This is a genomic window from Hymenobacter saemangeumensis, assembly GCF_039541835.1.
Lineage (GTDB): Bacteria > Bacteroidota > Bacteroidia > Cytophagales > Hymenobacteraceae > Hymenobacter > Hymenobacter saemangeumensis.
Map to the genome: position 1 here is coordinate 74,097 of NZ_BAABGZ010000015.1, position 17,953 is coordinate 92,049.

At 63.4% G+C, this 17,953-nt stretch carries 12 protein-coding genes; 5 read left to right on the top strand and 7 right to left on the bottom strand.

The window, feature by feature from the left end; genetic code table 11:
- Positions 1–12: 12 nt before the first annotated feature.
- From ABD919_RS07820 to ABD919_RS07835, 4 genes are all read right to left on the bottom strand, one after another.
- The gene (locus tag ABD919_RS07820; protein WP_345235428.1) at positions 13–723 is read right to left on the bottom strand and encodes a pirin family protein; all 711 of its coding nucleotides are present in this window, start codon (positions 721–723) and stop codon (positions 13–15) included.
- Between the two features lie 277 nt (positions 724–1,000).
- Entirely contained in the window at positions 1,001–1,642 is a 642-nt protein-coding gene (locus tag ABD919_RS07825) for an isochorismatase family protein (RefSeq protein ID WP_345235430.1), read from the bottom strand.
- A gap of 56 nt (positions 1,643–1,698) precedes the next feature.
- Positions 1,699–2,067 carry a DoxX family protein gene (locus ABD919_RS07830; protein WP_345235432.1) on the bottom strand — a complete coding sequence of 123 codons (369 nt, stop codon included), beginning with the start codon at positions 2,065–2,067 and terminating at the stop codon, positions 1,699–1,701.
- A 51-nt stretch (positions 2,068–2,118) separates the two neighbouring features.
- Complete coding sequence (locus ABD919_RS07835) at positions 2,119–2,547, bottom strand: MarR family winged helix-turn-helix transcriptional regulator (protein WP_345235433.1); 429 nt, start codon at positions 2,545–2,547, stop codon at positions 2,119–2,121.
- A 435-nt stretch (positions 2,548–2,982) separates the two neighbouring features.
- Here ABD919_RS07835 and ABD919_RS07840 point away from each other — a divergent pair, with 435 nt between their 5' ends.
- The gene (locus tag ABD919_RS07840) at positions 2,983–3,861 is read left to right on the top strand and encodes a hypothetical protein (RefSeq protein WP_345235434.1); all 879 of its coding nucleotides are present in this window, start codon (positions 2,983–2,985) and stop codon (positions 3,859–3,861) included.
- A gap of 371 nt (positions 3,862–4,232) precedes the next feature.
- On the opposite strand, the gene ABD919_RS07845 is transcribed toward ABD919_RS07840, so the two are convergent.
- On the bottom strand, positions 4,233–6,965 hold the full coding sequence (locus tag ABD919_RS07845) for a S8 family serine peptidase (RefSeq protein ID WP_345235435.1): 2,733 nt from the start codon (positions 6,963–6,965) through the stop codon (positions 4,233–4,235).
- A gap of 613 nt (positions 6,966–7,578) precedes the next feature.
- On the opposite strand from ABD919_RS07845, the gene pbpC reads away from it, so the two are divergent.
- Entirely contained in the window at positions 7,579–9,903 is a 2,325-nt protein-coding gene (pbpC, locus tag ABD919_RS07850) for a penicillin-binding protein 1C (protein WP_345235436.1), read from the top strand.
- A gap of 36 nt (positions 9,904–9,939) precedes the next feature.
- On the opposite strand, the gene ABD919_RS07855 is transcribed toward pbpC, so the two are convergent.
- Positions 9,940–14,391: a hypothetical protein gene (locus ABD919_RS07855; RefSeq protein ID WP_345235437.1), complete on the bottom strand. Its 4,452-nt coding sequence runs from the start codon at positions 14,389–14,391 to the stop codon at positions 9,940–9,942.
- Positions 14,392–14,793: 402 nt separating this feature from the next.
- Here ABD919_RS07855 and ABD919_RS07860 point away from each other — a divergent pair, with 402 nt between their 5' ends.
- From ABD919_RS07860 to ABD919_RS07870, 3 genes are all read left to right on the top strand, one after another.
- Complete coding sequence (locus tag ABD919_RS07860) at positions 14,794–15,603, top strand: DUF4468 domain-containing protein (protein WP_345235438.1); 810 nt, start codon at positions 14,794–14,796, stop codon at positions 15,601–15,603.
- Between the two features lie 609 nt (positions 15,604–16,212).
- Complete coding sequence (locus ABD919_RS07865) at positions 16,213–16,536, top strand: hypothetical protein (protein ID WP_345235439.1); 324 nt, start codon at positions 16,213–16,215, stop codon at positions 16,534–16,536.
- A gap of 275 nt (positions 16,537–16,811) precedes the next feature.
- Complete coding sequence (locus ABD919_RS07870; RefSeq protein WP_345235440.1) at positions 16,812–17,291, top strand: MaoC family dehydratase; 480 nt, start codon at positions 16,812–16,814, stop codon at positions 17,289–17,291.
- Between the two features lie 142 nt (positions 17,292–17,433).
- Here the strand turns inward: ABD919_RS07870 and ABD919_RS07875 are convergent, their stop codons facing one another.
- Complete coding sequence (locus ABD919_RS07875; RefSeq protein WP_425556399.1) at positions 17,434–17,835, bottom strand: DUF779 domain-containing protein; 402 nt, start codon at positions 17,833–17,835, stop codon at positions 17,434–17,436.
- Positions 17,836–17,953: the final 118 nt, after the last annotated feature.

Here is a 17,953-nt window from a genome sequence, read left to right on the forward strand (position 1 = left end):
CCTGAAAAGGGATTAAAGGGTGATGCCCCGCTGCAGGAGTACTTCCACGTAAATCAGCTCGGCCCCGCTGGCTGCCGCGCTTACCGCCACTTCGTCGGTTTCGTACACCCCGATGGCGTCGCCGGCACCCAGGGTTTCGCCCGCCACCGTGGCCGCGCCGCTCACGCAGTGGATGTACACGCCGGCATCGGGCAGGCGCAGGCGGTAGCGCACGCTGTGCCCGGCCTCCAGCTCCGACAGGCTGAAGCAGGCATCCTGGTTCATGGCCACCGCGCCCTGGGCTTCATCGGGGGAAATGGCCAGCAGAATGCGGTTGCGCTTTTCCTCCGGCCGAAACCGGAACTGCTGGTAGCGGGGCACAACGTCGGCCTTTTTGGGATACACCCAAATCTGGAAGCCATGCACGGCCTCCGTCGCGGAGGCATTGAATTCGCTGTGCCGGATGCCGGTGCCGGCGCTCATGGTTTGCACGGCACTGGCATCAATTACCGACTCCCCGCCGGTGGAATCCTGGTGGCGCTGGCTGCCGCGGGTCACAATGGTGGTAATCTCCATGTTCTGGTGCGGGTGCAGGCCAAATCCCTGGCCCCCGGCCACCACGTCTTCGGCAAAGCCACAGAGCTCCCCGAAATTCGTTTGGTAGGGCACAAAGGCATAGGCACTCTTTTTCCAGGAGTCCTGCTTGTGCCACCGGTCTTCGTTTTTACGCAAGATGTATTTCATGCTCTTGAGGGAATTAGAAAAGTTAAAAGTGGATACGCGGTAAGCGCGTGATGGCGCGGGGCTGTGCCCCGTGCTGACTATTTGTGGGCCTCTGGCCCACGCCGGCAGGACGATACCCGAACGATTCCAGGGAAAAACGTTCTGGCGTTGCGGGCCAGAGTCCCGCGGATGTAGACACGGGGCACAGCCCCGCGCCATCAAAGTGCCTGCTTACTATCAACTTTTAACCCTGAATACCGACCTAAGGAATAATTTAAAATTCTTGATAATTAACAGCTTATGTGTGGCTAGCAGCCTGCTGCATATTGGCCAGCACATACTGTACCGCGTAGCTTACCCCGGCGCCGTGCTGCACCACTACTTCGTAGAGGCGGCTGTATTCCGGGGCGGTGTTGTCGGGGCAGCAGGTGGCCATCACGGCCTGCCAGTTGAGGGGCCGGGCGCCGGCCTGCAGCATGAGGCGCTTGGCATCTTCGTGGGCTTCGGGGCTAACGCCGCCGCTGCAGTCGGGCACGAAATAGACGTTGTAGCCTTTTTCCAGCGCGGTCAGCACGGTTTGGGACAAGCATACTTCCGTCCACAGGCCGCACATCACCAGAGTTTTGCGGCCGGTTTCCGCAATGGCCTGCTCGAATTCCGGGGTAGCGAAGGCGTTGGTGTTGTTGCGGTCGATGGGCTCCAGCTCGGGAAACACGCTGCTCAGCTGCTGAAACAGCGGGTCGGCCAGCGGGCCGCCTTTGGCGCTGATGGTAGTCAGCACCACGGGAATCTCCAGGGCTTTGGCCACCTTGGCCAGGCCGGCTACATTATTGGTAAGCATATCCGGCGCGATGCTCTGCACCGGGAAAGCCACGAACGGCTGGTGGTCGATAAACACAAAGGCACAGTTGTCTTTGGTCAGGGCATTGATGTTGTTCATAGCGTGTGGTTGCTAAAGAGGATGGTAGTAAAAGTTTGTTTGTCAAAGCCTTTTGGCTATACCGCCAGGGTCTTCGGGCTCGACCGGTCCAGCCACCGAACGACGCTGGCCAGGACGGCAAACAGAATGGCGGCCCCCAGCTGATTGTATTGCCCGGCCTGCACGTGCGTGGCAATGGCCACCAGGGCCCAGGGATACACCAGGAAGGCCGCCAGGCGCCGGGTGCGGGGCAGCAGCAGCAACAGGGCCAGGCCTATCTCAGATAAGCCAATCGGGAACCGAAACCAGGCCGGGTAGCCCCAGCTTTTCAGGTTGTCGAGCTGCATCTGTACCCCCAGCAGCTTGGTGACGCCGGCTCCGAAGAAGGCCAGCGCAAGCAGGCCCGCAGCAGCCCATAAGAGAAAAGACTTGAGTTTATGATTCATGAGAAGAAGTGAAAATATCGTTGATAGTGCAACGATTGGTTTAAAAAAAATTTACTTGCCCAGGTTTTCTATCATTCGCAGCATCAGGCTTTCCGCCTGCTCAACCTCAGCAGCGGCGAAGCCGGCCAGGGCTTTCTGCACGACGGCCGCCGCACAGGCCGAAGCCTGCTGCTGCAGGGCTTTGCCTTGCTTGGTTAAGTAAACCAGGTTTACCCGGCGGTCGACTGCATCGGGAATGCGGGTGGCAAACCCCTCGCGCTCAAGAATGTCGACAATGCGAGCCACGGAAGCCCGGTCCCGGCGCACTTTGGCGGCCAGGGCTTGCTGGGCAATGCCGTCGGCATTCCAGAGGTGGGTGAGCATGCGGAACTGGTCGGGGCTAATGCCCAGCCCCTGCTCCCGGAACGCCCGCTCCAGCTGACGGCCAAAGGCCGTGAATAGCTCGCCGCTGTAGCGAGCGATGTTCTTTTCGAAGTTCATTTCGTTGATAATGCAACAAAGTTAAAACTGTTTTTCTAAAAAACAAATTCCCCTCCGCAGTGCCCCTGCATACATGCTGCGGGCCCCTGCGCTACAGGCAATCCGGCTCGGGGCAAAACCGGCGGCACAGGGCGTGTCCGTCCCGGTAGCTTCAGCTGAGCAGAATACCGGCCGGCATACGACAAGAGCCGGGGCTATGCCCCCGGAAACAGCTCCTCCCCTACTTCCGGGCTTGCTCCTGGTACTGTGGAAATCGCTGAAGCGGCACAGCGTAATTTTACCTCCCCCGCTGCCAGGAATCTGCTCGATGTACTACCTGGCGGGCTGCCAAGGATTAAGGCCTTCACCAGCCGAATAATCCGACTATTAAACCCATTCCGCAATACAGAGAGCGCCGAAGGTGGTGCTTCTGGCCGGCTCTACTTTCCTTTTCTGATGCACCTCGTTTACCTCGTCTTCGGCACCAACGTGCGCAACCACTTCCAGGCTAACTTCTCCATGCTGACGTTTCTGCGGCAGCCCATGGCCCTGGATGGCATTACGGTGGTGACGGACGCGCCGGACTTCTACCGGCACCTGGCCGGGCACGTCAGCATTCTGCCGGTTGACGAAGCGCGGCTAAAAGAGTGGAAAGGCGAGTTCGACTTCTTCTGGCGCATCAAAATCAAGGCCCTGGAGGAAGTGGCGCGGCAGCGGCCGGGCGTGGCCCTGCTCTACCTCGATTCCGACACCTTTCTGCACGGCAGCCTGCCGGCGCTGCAGGCCGGCCTCAGCAGCGGGCAGGCCTTCATGCACGAGCGGGAAGGCGCCCTCGCTGAGCTGCGCAGCAAAACCGAGCAGCGCATGTGGGAGCAGGTGAAGGGCAAAACCTTCGGCGGGGTACGGCTGCACGAGCGGCACGCCATGTGGAACGCCGGCGCGGTAGGCATTCCGGCCGACAAAGCCGGGCAGGCCATTGCCCTGGCCCTCAGCATCTGCGACGACCTCAGCCGGCAGCAGGTCACGCCCCGGCTTATCGAGCAGTTTGCCCTGAGCGTGGCCCTGGACGAAACCTACTCCCTGCAGGCGGCCCGGCAGCACATCGGCCACTACTGGAGCACCAAAGACGAGTGGAACGAGCACATCGCCGCCTTTCTCCTGGAGTCGCACCTGCAACAGCGCAGCGTAGCCGAGGAGCTAACTGCGCTGGCGCAATTCGACTTCCGCGCAGTGCCGGTAAAGAAAGTACTGAAGAACACGCGCTGGCGCCTCTACCGCCTGGTCGACCGCATCTTCCCGCCCCGTCAGATTGTGTACGCGGGCGAGCAAGAGTAGCGAAGAAGCACCTTGCTTCTCTGGAGCGCGCAGCGTTCCCTGTTAGGCTAAGAAAATCAGCCCGATGTAGAGACGCAACATTTTGCGTCTGCGGGACCGCGCCGTTGTACACAGTTAAAAGTTAAAAGTGAAGAGTTAAAAAGAAGAGCAGTTTTTAACTCTTCACTTTTAACTCCTTCCAAAGGTGTACATCAACCCAAAAACCGCTCTAACATCATTAGCTCCGCTGACCTAGGGTTCAACGACAAGACGCAAGTATGCGTCTTGTCGTCGTTTTGGCGGATTAGCAGGACGCGAATACAAAAAAGGCCTGCTCCGGGGAGCAGGCCTTTTTGAATAGTGGCTGTAGAACCGACAGAGATACAGGAAAGCTACTGCAGCACTACCCGCTGCGTGGATACCGATTCGGCCGTCTTCACCTTGAACACATAGGTGCCGCGGGCCAGGTTACCGGCTTCGAAGCGCACTTCGTGGGTGCCGGCGGGCTGGGTTTCGGCTACCAGGGTCTGCACCTTGCGGCCCAGGGTGTTGTACACCTCCACGCTTACCGGGCCGGCCTCTTTCAGCGAGTAGCTGATGGTGGTGGTGGCGCTGAAGGGGTTGGGGTAGGCGGCAATTTGCTTGGCTTGCTCGTGGGCAGCTACGCCCGTTGCCGTGCCGCGGGCCTGAGCGGCGGGCTGGGTCTGGGCGTTGTACTGCGCGAAGGTGCGTGTTACAATCACGGCAAAGTCGGCGCGGGTCACGTTTTGCGCGGGGCGGAAGGTGGCGCGCAGCACCGGCTGCAGGTCGTAGGGCCCCTGCGTGAGGCTGTAGAAGGCATTGATGAGGTTGAGCTCCAGGGCCACGCTCACGTAGCCTTCCAGCCCGGCGGGGATGGTGGCGGCATCATCTACGGGAATGGTTTGCCCGTTTACTTTTACCGTGACCGGCTGGCCGTTGCGGCTCAGGGCCTGCTGCTGGAAGCCCAGGCTCTGCACCAGCGAGTAAGCCAGGCTGGCGCGGCTCACGGCCCCGGCCGGCGAGAAGGTACCGGTGGCCGTGGGCAGCATCACGCCGTTGTTGCGGTGCTGGCGGTCGCGCTGGGCAGCGCCCCGGGCGGCTACCGACTCCGTGAGCAGGATGTCGTTGAGGGTCGATACGTCGGTGAAGCTGCGCGTGCCGGCCGTGGGCAGGAACTGGCGGATGCCCTGGCCCATGAGCAGGTAGTCGGCCAGCTGCAGGCGGGTGAGCAGGGCGTTGGGCTGGAAGCCCGTGCCCAGGCCATCGACGAGGCGCTTGGTAACGGCCAATTTAATGGAAGCCTCGGCGGGGTGGCCCACGATGTCGGCCAGGTTGGACGTGCCGGCCGGCGACTGCAGCACCACGGAGCCTTTCACGGTTTCGGGCATGGCCACGCCGCGCACGCCTTCCACTCGCAGCGTCCAGGTGCCGGCAATGGGCGAGGCCACGGCCAGGCTGCGGTCGGTGTAGAGCGTAAAGGCGACCGGCGTGCCGGAGCTGTAGCGCACCCCGGTGGGCGAGAGCAGCACCAGGTTGGTGAGGTTGCCGGTTTCGCCCAGCAGGCCCGGCGACACAATCTTGGCTTCGAGGCTGTTGGTGCCGGCGGCCACATTGAAGGTCATCTGGTTGCCGGTTGTCACCACCGGGTTGAAGTTGATGGTGAACGGGATGCTGGTAGACGCGGCATTCACGCTGCTGTTGAAGCGGCGGCTGGCATTTACCGTGGAGCCGAAAGCGGAGAAGCGGAAGGAGTGGTCGACGGCGGCGAAGGCGTTAACGTAGCCGGCGCCTACTTCCCAGCTTTCCAGGCCGGGCATGTTGGTGGCCGTTTTCTGCAGAATCTCCTTTACCTGCGAGGGGTGCAGCGAAGGACGCGCTTCCAGCATCAGGGCGATAACACCGGCTACGTGGGGCGTGGCCATCGACGTGCCGCTGCTATGGGTATAGAAAGGAACCTCACCCGGCGTCAGCACTTCCACATCCTCGGGGGTGCCCAGCGACGACACCGGCGCAATGGCCCGCGTCGAGACCACGTCCACACCCGGGGCCACAATCACCGGCTCGTTCTTGAACGTCCAAGTCTGGTTGTCGACCACAAAGGTGCCCTGCTCGCCCTTCACCCCGCGCGAGGAGAAGTCGGCCAGCAGGCCGTGGCGGTCGCCGGCCCCTACCGAGATGGTCCAGGGCGCAATGGCGTAGGGGTTGTGCGTGTCGGCTCCGGGACCGGAGTTGCCGGCGGCAAACACCACCACCATGCCGCGGTCGTAGCACCGCTTGGTAGCCACGTTCAGCGGGTCGTTGGGGTCGAAGTCGCCGCTGCTGCCAAAGGAGTTGCTGATAACCCGGATGTTGTACTGAAACTGGTGGCTCAGCGCATAGTCGAAGCCCCCGATGGCGTCGAGTACGAACAGCGCCCCGCCCGAGCCATAGCCCAGCAGGGAGGCGCCGGGCGCCACGCCCTCGTACTTGCCGCCCGACTTAGCGCCATTGCCGCCTACGGTGCCGGCGCAGTGGGTGCCGTGGCCGGAGTTGGTATCGGTGTTGGGCACGCCTTCAACCGGGGTAAAGGGCAGCAGGCTGCTCACCGAGTTGAGGTTGGTGGTGCCCAGCACGTTCTGCACCAGGTGAGGGCCAAACTTGATATCGTCGTGGGTGCCGTCCACGCCGCTGTCGTTGATAAGCACGCCAATGCCACGGCCCGACACGGGGGTGCCATTGTTGCGGGTGGTGGTTTGCACGTCGGTGCGCAGGCGCTTCACCCCGGTCAGGTGGGTATCCTCAAAGTTGTAGTAGTCGAGCTTCTTGTTGATGAACAAAGAGCGCACGGCCGGGTTCTGGGCCAGGGCATCAACCTGGGCGGCGGTAGCTACTACGCCGGCGATGGGCAGGGCCTGAAAGGTGATGCCGCGGGTGATGCCCAGCTGCTGCAGCAAAGCCAGCTGCCCGGCCAGCGGGGCCCCGCTGCTATTGAAAGTTACGACTACCTGGGCTGTGGGGCTGCTGGCAAAAGCGGCCCGCAGGTTGGGGTCGACGGTGGCCTGGCCGAAGGCGGTGCCGGCCGTGAAGCCCACCGCCAGAAGCGTGGTAATTAGTTTGATTTTCATGTAGAAGTTGGGAAATAAGGAAAGTGGAAATGGGGTGAGAATGGTAGAAGCCGCCGTGGCGGTAGATGGCAGGAGCAAGCAAGGAAAGGGGGCAGGCGCTGCGCCAGCTTCTCCCTCGCTGCGGCTATCTACGGGGCTTACTTCGCAACAGATTGCGCCAAGGCTAAAAAATTCTATCAGCCTTTACCCCATTTCGTTGCTTAATTTTCAAAAACGAGTCACTAATCCTGACCACACAGCTTGTATATCCCTCATTTATTGACAGCATCGTCGCAATGCTTTATTGCAAAGCTGCAGACGCCCGAAATCCGTATTTTTTTGGAAAGGCTGGCTATCCATCCGTCAGCACAGCTGGCGCATCTGCGGGGCAGGCCCAGCTAGCGCGCGTCTGCGACGCGTGCTGACCGGCACCGCGTCTGTGACGCGAATCGTTCGCCCCGGTTAAAGCCTTATACCGGCGCGTCGCAGACGCGCGCCAGCAGCCAGCAGACACGAAATCCAGCAGCAAGTATCTTTCGGCATGAATCGGCGAACTGGCCTGCGACTTTTGGCAGGGGCACTCTTTATGCTCTTGCTGGCCATTGGGCTGGACCGTGCCTTTCCGCTCCCCCCCGTGCCACGCTACTCGCCCATTGTGCTGGCGGCCGACGGCTCGGTGCTGCACGCCTTCCTCAACCCCACGCAGAAGTGGCGGATGAAAACCGAGCTGCAGGAAATTACCCCCGCCCTGCAGCAGGCCATTATCGTCAAGGAAGACCGGTACTTCCGCTACCATTTCGGGGTCAACCCCCTGGCCATTCTGCAGGCCGCGGGCCGCAATCTGTTCCGCACGGGCCGCACCACCGGGGCCAGCACCATCACCATGCAGGTGGCCCGCCTGCTGGAGCCCAAGGAGCGCACGTTCGGCAACAAAATCGGGGAGATGCTGCGCGCCGTGCAGCTGGAGGCCCATTACAGCAAGGCCGAGATTCTGCAGCTTTACTTAAACCTGGTGCCCTACGGCGGCAACATCGAAGGTGTGAAATCGGCGGCCCTGCTCTACTTCCAGCAGCCGCCCGACTACCTCTCGCTGGCCCAGACCGTGACGCTGGCCATTATTCCCAACCAGCCGCGGGGCCTGGTGCTGGGCAAAAACAACGCCCGCATCGTGGCCGAGCGCAACCGCTGGCTGCGGCGCTTTGGCCAGCAGAAGCTGTTTCCGGCCCAGGACATTGCCGATGCCCTGGCCGAGCCGCTGACCGCCGTGCGCCACCCCGCCCCCACCCTGGCCCCCCACCTGGCCCGGCGGCTGGTAACGCAGTTTCCCGGCCAGCCCATCTTGCACGCCACGCTGCAGCGCAGCCCCCAGGCCAAGGCCGAAGACCTGACCCGCAACTACGTGCGCCGGCTGCACGAGCTGGGCATCTCCCAGGCCGCCGTGCTGGTGGTGAACAACCGCACCCGCGCCGTGGAAGCCTACGTGGGCTCGGCCGACTTCCAGGACGCGGCCGGGCAGGGCCAGGTAGATGGGGTGCGGGCCATTCGCTCGCCGGGCAGCACGCTCAAGCCTTTTCTCTACGCCCTGGCCATGGACCGCGGCCTGGTAACGCCCAAGCTGAAGCTGCCCGACGTGCCCACCAACTTCAGCGGCTTCCGGCCCGAAAACTTCGACAAAACCTGCAGCGGCGAAGTGACGATGGAGCGGGCCCTCACCTACTCGCTCAACATCCCCGCCGTGCGCGTGCTGGCCGACCTGGGCGTGCCTGCCTTCACCGACAAGCTGCGCCAGGCCGGCTTCCGCCGCGTGGCCCAGGACGCCCCCCGCCTGGGCCTGAGCACCATCCTGGGCGGCTGCGGCGCCACCCTGGAAGAGCTGACGGGGCTGTATGTGGCATTGGCGAATAGGGGAAAGTACGGGCCACTGCGAGTAACCTCACCCCCGGCCCCGCAAACGCTTGATGCGCGTTACCCGCGGAGAGGGGAGCCAATTCCAAAAAAGGTGTCGCCAGGCTCCCTCCTCTCCGCGGGAGAGGGGGGCCGGGGGGGGGAGGTTGCCGGGGCTGATGTCACCTTGGTCAGCCCCGCCGCCGCCTTTCTCACCACCGAAATCCTCACCCAGCGCATCCGGCCCGACCTGCCGCTGAGCTACGAAAGCAGCCTGCACCTGCCCCGCATTGCCTGGAAAACCGGCACCAGTTACGGGCGGCGCGATGCCTGGAGCATCGGCTACAACCACGACTACACCGTGGGCGTGTGGGTGGGTAACTTCAACGGGCAGGGCAGCCCCTCGCTCACGGGTACCGACATTGCCACGCCCCTGCTGTTTGAGCTGTTCAACACCCTGGCGTACAACTCACCCAACAACTGGATGGCGCCACCCGCCAGCCTGGACTTTCGGCTGGTGTGCGCCGAAACCGGCCTGGTGCCCGGCGAGCACTGCCCCAACCAGCTGATTGACTACTACCTGCCCGGCTTCTCCACGGCCCGGCACTGCGAGCACAAGAAGGAAGCCCTGCTCTCAGCCGACGGCCGCGTGGCGTACTGTCGCGCCTGCCTGCCCGAGCTGGGCTACAGGCGCCAGCTGTTTCCCAACCCGCTGCCGGAAGTGCTGGCCTTCCGCGAGGCGCAGGGTCTGCCCGCCAAGCGCCTGCCGCCCCACAACCCCGCCTGCCGCCTGGTGCGCAGCGACGACGACGCCAGCGCCGCCCTAGCCATCACCTCACCCCTGGCCAACGCCGAATACCTGCTCAACCGCGGCGAAAAGCAGCAGCTGCTGCTCAGCTGCGCGGCCGGCAGCGAAGTGCGCCAGGTGTTCTGGTACGTGAACGACCGGTTTCTGCGGGCCGCCTCGGCGACGGAGCGCGTGTTCTTCCGGCCGCCCGCCGGGGCAGTCAAAATTTCCTGCGCCGACGACCACGGGCGGAATGTGGACGTGCAGGTGCTGGTGGGAGAAATATGAGCTAATTGGAGAAACCGGTAAGCTACCAAAGCAGTACTACTCCGGCTGCACGTCCGGCTCGGGCATCCCTTCCGGTGGCAGGTCTTCTTCCATTGGCTCATCCGGGGAAAAGCGGGCTTTGAAGCGGGCATAGAGCGCGTTCATGCCCAGCAGCAGCAGGCCCATGAGAATGAATACGATGGCCCGAGTGATAGTGCCACTCCGGCTCAGGTCGAAGAACACCAGGCGGAGCAGGGAGCCCAGCATGCCGGCCAGAGCGAGGTAGCGCAAATCCTGCCGCCGCAGCATAAGGCTGGTGCTGAAGATGGCCACCACTTCCAGCATGAGCAGCACGGTGAGCACCGAGCGGTCGAACGACTGCACGAGCAGCACGGTGAGCGCCAGGAAAGCCGGGTAAAGCAGCCAGGTTTCAAGCACCCGGCGGGGTGGACGGGCCACCCGGTCCCAGGCCGAAGACAGGCCAGCATAAGGTGCGCTGCCCACCTGCAGGGCCAGCGCAACATAGACAAACAGCAGCAGCACGGCCGCCGTTATTTCCCACCACTCGGGGCTAAGCAGCTGCCCGGGCTTGATGTACAGCAGGCTGGCCAGGCTGGCCGTGGCCGCCGCCAGCCCATAGTAGAGCCGGCCGTACACGGCCAGCCGCAGGAAGCGTGTGGGAAGCCCGGGGGCCAGGAAAGTGAGTGCCAACGCCGCGGCTCCCCACAGCAGCGGCAGCCAGGGCGTGCGTATGTGATGGCCCAGCGTGGCCGTACCAAACAGCAGCGCCGCCTCGGGCAGCCAGGCGTGCAGCAGGTGCCAGGACTTGTAAACCGGAGCCGCAGTGGGCGGCGTAGCCAGGGCCATGGCCGCCAGGGCAGCAAATAACAGCGCCGCGGTAACGTACTCGGCAGGCTGGCCAAAGAACCGCTCGTCGAGCGCAAGCAGGCGCAAGTGCGTGAGCAGGCCCGCAGCCAGCATGCCGTAGCTGAGGTGCAGCAGGTAGCGGTCGGGCTGCCCGGCCCGCTGCACCGCGGGCTCGTCGGGCAGGGTGCGCCGCCACAGCAGGGCCCCGGCGAAAGCCGCCCCCGCCAGCCCGGTAAAGCCCAGGGAGAGGTAAGCCGTGTGGCCCGTAGGCACGGCTGCCACCAGCGCCACCATCAGGTGCAGCCCCAGCAGGTACACCCACGGCCAGCGCACGAACCGCTGGCCCTGCGGCCACCACGAAACCCCGGCGCCCACCAGGGGCACGGCCAGCGTGGGCAGCAGGTAAAGCAGCACTGCCCCCGCGCTGCCAAGCTGCCCGGCGGGTGGCCACAGCGCATAGCTCCACTGCAGCCCCAGGTAGCCCACGGCCGCGAGCAGCAGCCCGGCCCATACGCCCGGGGCCGCAACTTTATAGCGTAAGTACAGCAGGCTGCCCAGCAGGCTCATCATGGCCCAGGCGGCCCAGGGCCGGTCGTACACCAGCGCGCCGCCATTCAGCAGCAGCCAGCCCACTACCAGGCCCAGGGCCGGCAGCCGCAGGCTGCCGAGTGCGAGCACAGCGTATTCCGCTTCTGCCTTTGAAAGCAGCAGGCGGCGCAGCTGGTAGCCCACCGTAAGCAGGGCCGCCCCGCCAAGAACGCCGGCCCGCGCCTCGGCTCCCAGCGCGCCGGGCGACGTATAGCGCACCAGCAGTGGCAGCAGGCCGCCCAGCACAACCAGCAGATAAGTCTGCAGGTGCAGCAGGTTGTCTTCGTCGCGGCTGCTCAACAACAGAGCGGCCAGCATGCTTTCGGCATACAGCACCAGCAGCACCCCGGGCCAGCTAAGGCCTGCCTCGTGCAGGCCAAACACGGCCAGCACCGCAAATGCCTGCCCCAGCACCAGCTGCTGGCGCCGCACCCAGCGGGGCAGCAGCCCCGGGGCGTGCAGCCAGGCTGCCAGGCCCAGCGCCATGCCCCCCATACCCAGGAGGGCTGCCAGCAGCAGGGCCACGGGCGCCCCCTGCCAGCCAAACAGCAGCCGAGCCAGCAGCAGCCCCGTGCCCGCCTGCAGCAGGCCCGCCAGCCCGGCGATGCCGCCCAGCAGGTCCCGGTCAGCCTGAGCAGTATCCAGCCCTTCCGCTCGGGGTGCGGGCAGCAGCTGCCGGTGGGCTTGCTTTATGAACAGCATTCCGGCCCAGCCAGCCAGCGCCAGTATCAGGGCATCGCGGTACAGCTTGGGCGGCAGGCCGGGGCCAACCTTGCTTACCGCCGTCAGCAGCAGGCTCGTACCGGCGAAAAAGGCACAGCCCAAAGTAAACCGGTAGATAAACAGCTCCTGTTTCCGGGCAGCCAGCAGGGCTGCCACCATGCTTTCGGCGTAGAGAATGCCCAGCGTCAGGGCCCAGCTCAGGCCCAGCTCATGCAGGCCCAGCACAGCCAGCATTACCAGGAACTGAGCTAGCACCAGCTGCTGCTGCCGCACCCAGCCCGGCGTGTGGGGTGCCGCACGTACCCAGGCCGCCAAAGCAAAGGCGCAGCCAGCCAGAGCCAGCAGGGCAGCCAGCAGCAGTGCCGTGGGCACGTCTGACCAGCCAAACACCACCCGCGTCAGCAGAAGCCCGGCCCCGGCCTGGAGCAGGCCGGCCAGCCCCGCAAAGCCAGCCAGCAGGTTGCGGGAGGGTCCGGCGTGGGTACCAGCAGCAAGCGAGGCATTGGGGCTCGTATTGCCGGGTAGCAGCAGGGGCTGCTTGTACAGTAGCTGGGCGAAGGCCAGACCTGCCCAGCCCGCTAGGGCCAGCACAAAAGCATCGCGGTACAGCGCATGGGGCAGGCTGGAGCCGGCTTTGGCCGCCGCCAGCAAGAGCAGGCCAGCACCTGCCAGCCAAGCCCCCGTCAGCGCCACCCGGTACACCAGTACTTCGCTTTGCCGGGCCATTATCAGCGCTACCAGCAGGGCCTCAAGCAGCATAAAGAGCAGAATAACCGTGTTGGTGGCGTGCCAGCCCTGCAGCGACAGCGCCGTGGCCAGGGCCAGGATAAGCGAGATGATGGTGTCCGTCTGGAACAGCCAGCCGATGCCGAGCTGCCGGGCCTGGCGCCCGGCCCAGAAGGTGAGCAGCGCGCCCAGGCCCAGCGGGATGGTTTTCCAGATAGAGCCCGTGCTGTACATGTACAGGTTGATGCCCAGGCAGGTCCAGTTGAGGAGGTGGGCGGTAAAGAGCAGGGGCTCGAACCGCCGCTGGGCATATACGCTGCGGTACTGCACCACGGCGGCAGCCACCCCCACCAGCAGCACCAGCCCCATGGCTGTCAGGCGCAGGGCATTGGAGGTGCCCGTGAGCTGCTGGTGCCAGTAGAGGTGAAAGGCGAAGAAGCTGGCGATGCTGAGCAGCAGCTGGTATTTCCACCGCTGGCGGTAGGTAATAACAATGCTGAAGGCCGTGACCCCGGCCGCCGTGCCCAGGGTGAGGGCCGTGGGCGGCAGCACGGCCAGGGCCACCAGGCTCAGCACACCGTGCAGGGTGGCTACTTCCTCGCGGCTGGCGCGCCAGGCCAGCAGCAGGTTGGCTGCCACGCCGGTTAGCAGCAGCAGGTAATCCCAGGGCGGGGTAGCCCAGCGCAGCCCTTCAATACTGACGGCAGCTACGCAGGCAAACAGGAAGATGGCCGCGGCGCTGCTCAGCAGCCAGCTATTAAGCTGCCGCGCAAACGCTTTCTCGCGCAAGGCAATACGCACACCCAGCAGGCCGGCCGCAAACGCGCAAATCAGCAGGAAACGAAAGGGCGGCGTTACCCGCAGGGCCGCATAAATTCCCAGGAAGCCAACGCCCGTCACCAGCACCACAGCTCCGAGGATGCCGGTCCAGTTTTCGAGGATGAGGGTGGAGGCGCGCTCCCACCAGGTGGGCCCGGCCGGCTCCGGCGGAGGCGGCGGGCGGCGCGGCGGCGCGGGCGGCGCGGGCGGTAGAGCCGACTCCATCGCCAGTACTGGCTCGGGAGCAGCCACGGGCCGGGGCGTCGGCCTGGCGGCTGGCTCGGGCGTTGGAACGACAGCCGGGGACGATGGAGGGACAGGCCCTGACACGGGAGGCGCCGGTACTGCCGCAGGCGCGGGTACCGGCGTCGAAACCGGCAATTGAACCGGAGCTGGGGCAGTAGCTGTCGCCTCTTTTTCTACCGGCTTACCTAATGTGGGCGGAGCTGGCACAGCGCCCGCCGCTGGAGTAACCGGCGCAGCTGCTTTCGGCTCCGCTGCCCTAGCCGGCGGGAAGGCGGGCGCCGGAACGCCAACTGGCCGGGCCAGCGGCACTACGGGCGGAGCTACCGCGGGCAAGGGACCCGGGGGCGGGTTTGCCTCCAGCAGCGTGGCCAGCTGCTCGCGCAGCTGCTGCACTTCGGCTCGCAGCTCGGCTTGCTGCCTGCTATGCTCTGCCTTGCGAATTTTCAGCTCGTCCTGCAGCTCCAGCAGGCGCTTGGGCAAGTCCCACACCCGGGCCGCAAGTATGAGCGCAATAATCAATGCTAATACGGAAGCATCCATGCCGTACAGGGTTAGGTAAAGCTGCTGAATTTCAAGCTAAGCTACACCGATGCCCACATATCGGCCTGCTCATTCCCGCTGCACGCCGGGCAGGAAGACCCTCCATCCGCTATAGGATTCCCGGCTAGCGCATTCTGACGAATTTCGCATTGTAGGTCGTTAAATTTGTCCCTGCTGTCTAACAACTCCTTTTTACGGGAGCATCCTGGCAGGAAAAATGACTCCCGGGCCTGTACGAATAGCTGAGAGCCAAAGAACCTGACAAATAAGCCCGGCTAGCGCTGTTGCGGGGCAGGGGTAAAATCGGGATTAGCCGCCTGCCGGCTTTCACGTGGGCTGCAGCTGCTGCAGCACGACCACACTGGCTCATATTGATAAACCATTCTATACCCCTTACCAGGCATGAACCATATTCTACCTTTTTTACGCATCCTGGTCGTTTTGCTGGCAGGTACATCTTCCGCTTTTGCCCAAAAGCTGGAGGAAAGCCTGCCCCCCCGCACCTTCCGGGTTGGCAGCATGGCGGCGCCCTTGTACCGCAGCCCGAGCGACACGGCCAAGAGTGCGCCTTTTCATCTGCCAGCCGGGTCCGAAGCCCTGGTGGTTGGCTCCTGGAGCCCGCGCTGGCTTGTGGTGCGCCGGAGCGGCTTTCTCTATCTAACTCCCATTGGGCTGATAAAGGGTATCAACCCCGTTACCTTCCTGCCCACCGAAGACGCAGAGGAGCCTATACTACCCCTGGACGCTGCTAGCAAGCTGGTGACATACGAGGGAATAATCGAGGTACCTGGCGCAACGCAGGACCAGCTCTACGACCGTGCCCTGGATTGGATGGCCAAGACGTATCAGTCGGCCAACGACGTGGTGCAGATTAAGGACAAAGAGCAAGGCAAGCTGCTGGCCAAAGGCGGTATCCTGCTGTTCAACAACAGCACGCCGGCGGGGTTTGTGGTGCACACCCAAACCATTTACGTCAAGCCCGGCCGTTATAAGTACATTATGACCGGCTTCAAACACCAGAACATCGTGCTAAGCGGTACTACTCCCCGCGACGCGTCGATGGGGCCTTTGGAGCAGATGGCCCCACCCAGTGGCTTTTCCCGGAAAGCCTGGTACGGCATGCTCAGCAGCACCAACGAAAAGGTCAAGTCCATGATTAAGGACCTCCAGAAAGCCATGCAGCCGCAGGGCAAAGACCCCGGTGAGTTTTAAGAAAGCAGCCAGCTTATAGCGGGTGTTATACCTGCATTCTCCGGCTGCTGGTGCGGTTAAACAGATATCTTCAGGATAAGGTTAGCGCGGTTTCTGACTCGCTGTAGCGTAGCGTGGACTTTCAGACCGCGCGTAAGCATGTGCTACAATTCGCGCACTACAAGACCGCGCTACGCGGTGTGCCCGACACTGACTCCGAAACAGTTGCTGCAGCTTAGCTTCCCCAAGCGGGCCCCTAAACCGGGCCCGCCCTTCGGCGGAGGCAGCACGGCAAGGCGCGGCCACGGCTTCCAGCTCGGCCCATTGCTGCACCTGCATCCCGCTGCGCGACCGGCACGGTGTCGCGGCCCATTGAATCGACACGTTGGCCGAGCGCTGGGCGGCGTCTGACGGGGCCGTCCAGCCATTGAACGGGCCATGCTCCCAGAGGGCTACTTCCCTGATTAGCTTCGTGCTGCCTGCCTCCCCTTCCGTGCTGCTTGCCGTGCCTGGCGCCTTAGCCGGCTGCCTCCGCCGAAGGGCTGGCCCGGCTGCCCTTGTTTTCCTGATAGGGCGCAAGGCATTCGTCGGGCGTCTATCCATCTGCTTCTCATCCTTTCCTCTGCTCCAATGACGCCTTTGCCTCCCCCCACCCCGTTTCGGGTGCTCGACCACAGCACCCTGTTTGCAGCCGACCAGGTGTGGCACACCGATGACGGCAGGGTTGAGTCCTGCTACGGTGCCTGGGAGTTTGCTCATGTAGCCGGAGTGCTCGCGCCGGTGCCGTCGCAGTTCACCACCGTAGACGGGCCAACCTGCGCGCTGCTGTGGAAAGACGAGCACCTGCACATCCGGGCCGAATTCACTCAGGTGCTGGCCGCCTGGCGCCGCTACCGCCGCCTGCACGGCAGCCCGGGCAATGGAGCCCCCCTGTTGCGCCTGCACGCTAACTAAGAAGCCGCTTGCGCGGGAACACCGCCTCCCTGCATAATCAGCCCCCACAGGTGGAGGGCTTGGGATAAGAGTAGGAGCGGCTCACACTGGCCCTGGAAAGCACATCTTCCATTTTGAGGCTGCCAGCCTGGCTGCTGGGTGCCATTTCTAACCCTTGGGCTAAGCTCAATAACAGCCTGCCCAGACCAAAAACAAGATTTCAGCGGGTAGCAGCTACCAAGGGAAGGCAAACGGCTGCCGTATGTTTGCGGCCCTCTTACCCTTAGCCCTCTCCCATGCATACCATTGATACCACGTTAACCATCCGCAGCCTGGCCGAGCTGGAAGCCTGCGCCGGCCAGGAGCTGGGCTTATCCGGCTTTCACACCATCACCCAGGCGCAAATCGACCAGTTTGCCGCCGCCACCCTCGACCACCAGTGGATTCACACCGATGCCGAGCGGGCACAGCAGGAGTCACCGTTCCAGGCTACTATTGCCCACGGCTACCTCACCGTATCGCTGCTCCCCTTCCTGTGGCAGCAGATTGTGAGCATCGAAAACCTGAAGATGCAGGTCAACTACGAGATTGAGCAGCTGCGCTTTAATCAGGCCGTAACGGTAAACAGCCGCGTGCGGCTGCGGGCCTCGCTGCTTTCAGTAGCCAACCTGCGCGGCATTGCCAAGGCCCGCGTAGGTGTGACGCTGGAGATTGAAGACTCCAAGAAGCCGGCTTACTCGGGCGTGGTGACGTTCCTGTACCACTTTCTGGGGTAAGGCCGGACGTTCTTTTCGTGCGGTTTCGCCGCTCAGTAGCGCAGACTTTTAGTCCGCGAGTGCACCAATTCGGGCGCACTCGCGGACTAAAAGTCTGCGCTACCTACAGCAGCCCCGAAACGGCTCTGGTGAGCCCTGGTTACTACAAGTGCTGCAGGTACTCTTCCCCATCGTAGACCGGGGCCATGTCCTGTTCTTCCTCCTGCGTAAATAGCCGGGAGCGAATCAGGAAGCGCACGCCCAGCGGGATTTCCAGTGAGAAGCTGGCGCCGCGGCCTTTCACCACATCTACCGTGAGCTGGGTGTGCTGCCAATACTCAAACTGGCTGCGGCTCATGAAAAAGTCGCAGCCATGAATCTGGCCCAGCCACACGTCGTTGGCGCCGACGCGAAACTCGCCCTTGGTAAAGCACATCGGCGAGGAACCATCGCAGCAGCCGCCACTCTGATGAAACATCAGGGGCCCATGCTCGTCGCGGAGCAGGTCGATGGTGGCTTCGGCAGCGGGAGTGGCGAGGACGCGGGGAGTTGGCAATGGGTGAATGGGTGAATGGGTGGAGTATAAACGTCATGCCGAGCTTAGCTAACCCAAGTTGCGGGCTATAGGCCGGCTTGGTGGAGGGTGTGGGCAAAAATGAAGAGGGCAATTTTCAGGGCAAACC

Excerpts from the sequence above, each read along its gene's own strand:
- ABD919_RS07820 (WP_345235428.1), bottom strand. The coding sequence starts at position 723 with ATGAAATACATCTTGCGTAAAAACGAAGACCGGTGGCACAAGCAGGAC.
- ABD919_RS07825 (WP_345235430.1), bottom strand. The coding sequence starts at position 1,642 with ATGAACAACATCAATGCCCTGACCAAAGACAACTGTGCCTTTGTGTTT.
- ABD919_RS07830 (WP_345235432.1), bottom strand. The coding sequence starts at position 2,067 with ATGAATCATAAACTCAAGTCTTTTCTCTTATGGGCTGCTGCGGGCCTG.
- ABD919_RS07835 (WP_345235433.1), bottom strand. The coding sequence starts at position 2,547 with ATGAACTTCGAAAAGAACATCGCTCGCTACAGCGGCGAGCTATTCACG.
- ABD919_RS07840 (WP_345235434.1), top strand. The coding sequence starts at position 2,983 with ATGCACCTCGTTTACCTCGTCTTCGGCACCAACGTGCGCAACCACTTC.
- ABD919_RS07845 (WP_345235435.1), bottom strand. The coding sequence starts at position 6,965 with ATGAAAATCAAACTAATTACCACGCTTCTGGCGGTGGGCTTCACGGCC.
- ABD919_RS07855 (WP_345235437.1), bottom strand. The coding sequence starts at position 14,391 with ATGGATGCTTCCGTATTAGCATTGATTATTGCGCTCATACTTGCGGCC.
- ABD919_RS07860 (WP_345235438.1), top strand. The coding sequence starts at position 14,794 with ATGAACCATATTCTACCTTTTTTACGCATCCTGGTCGTTTTGCTGGCA.
- ABD919_RS07865 (WP_345235439.1), top strand. The coding sequence starts at position 16,213 with ATGACGCCTTTGCCTCCCCCCACCCCGTTTCGGGTGCTCGACCACAGC.
- ABD919_RS07870 (WP_345235440.1), top strand. The coding sequence starts at position 16,812 with ATGCATACCATTGATACCACGTTAACCATCCGCAGCCTGGCCGAGCTG.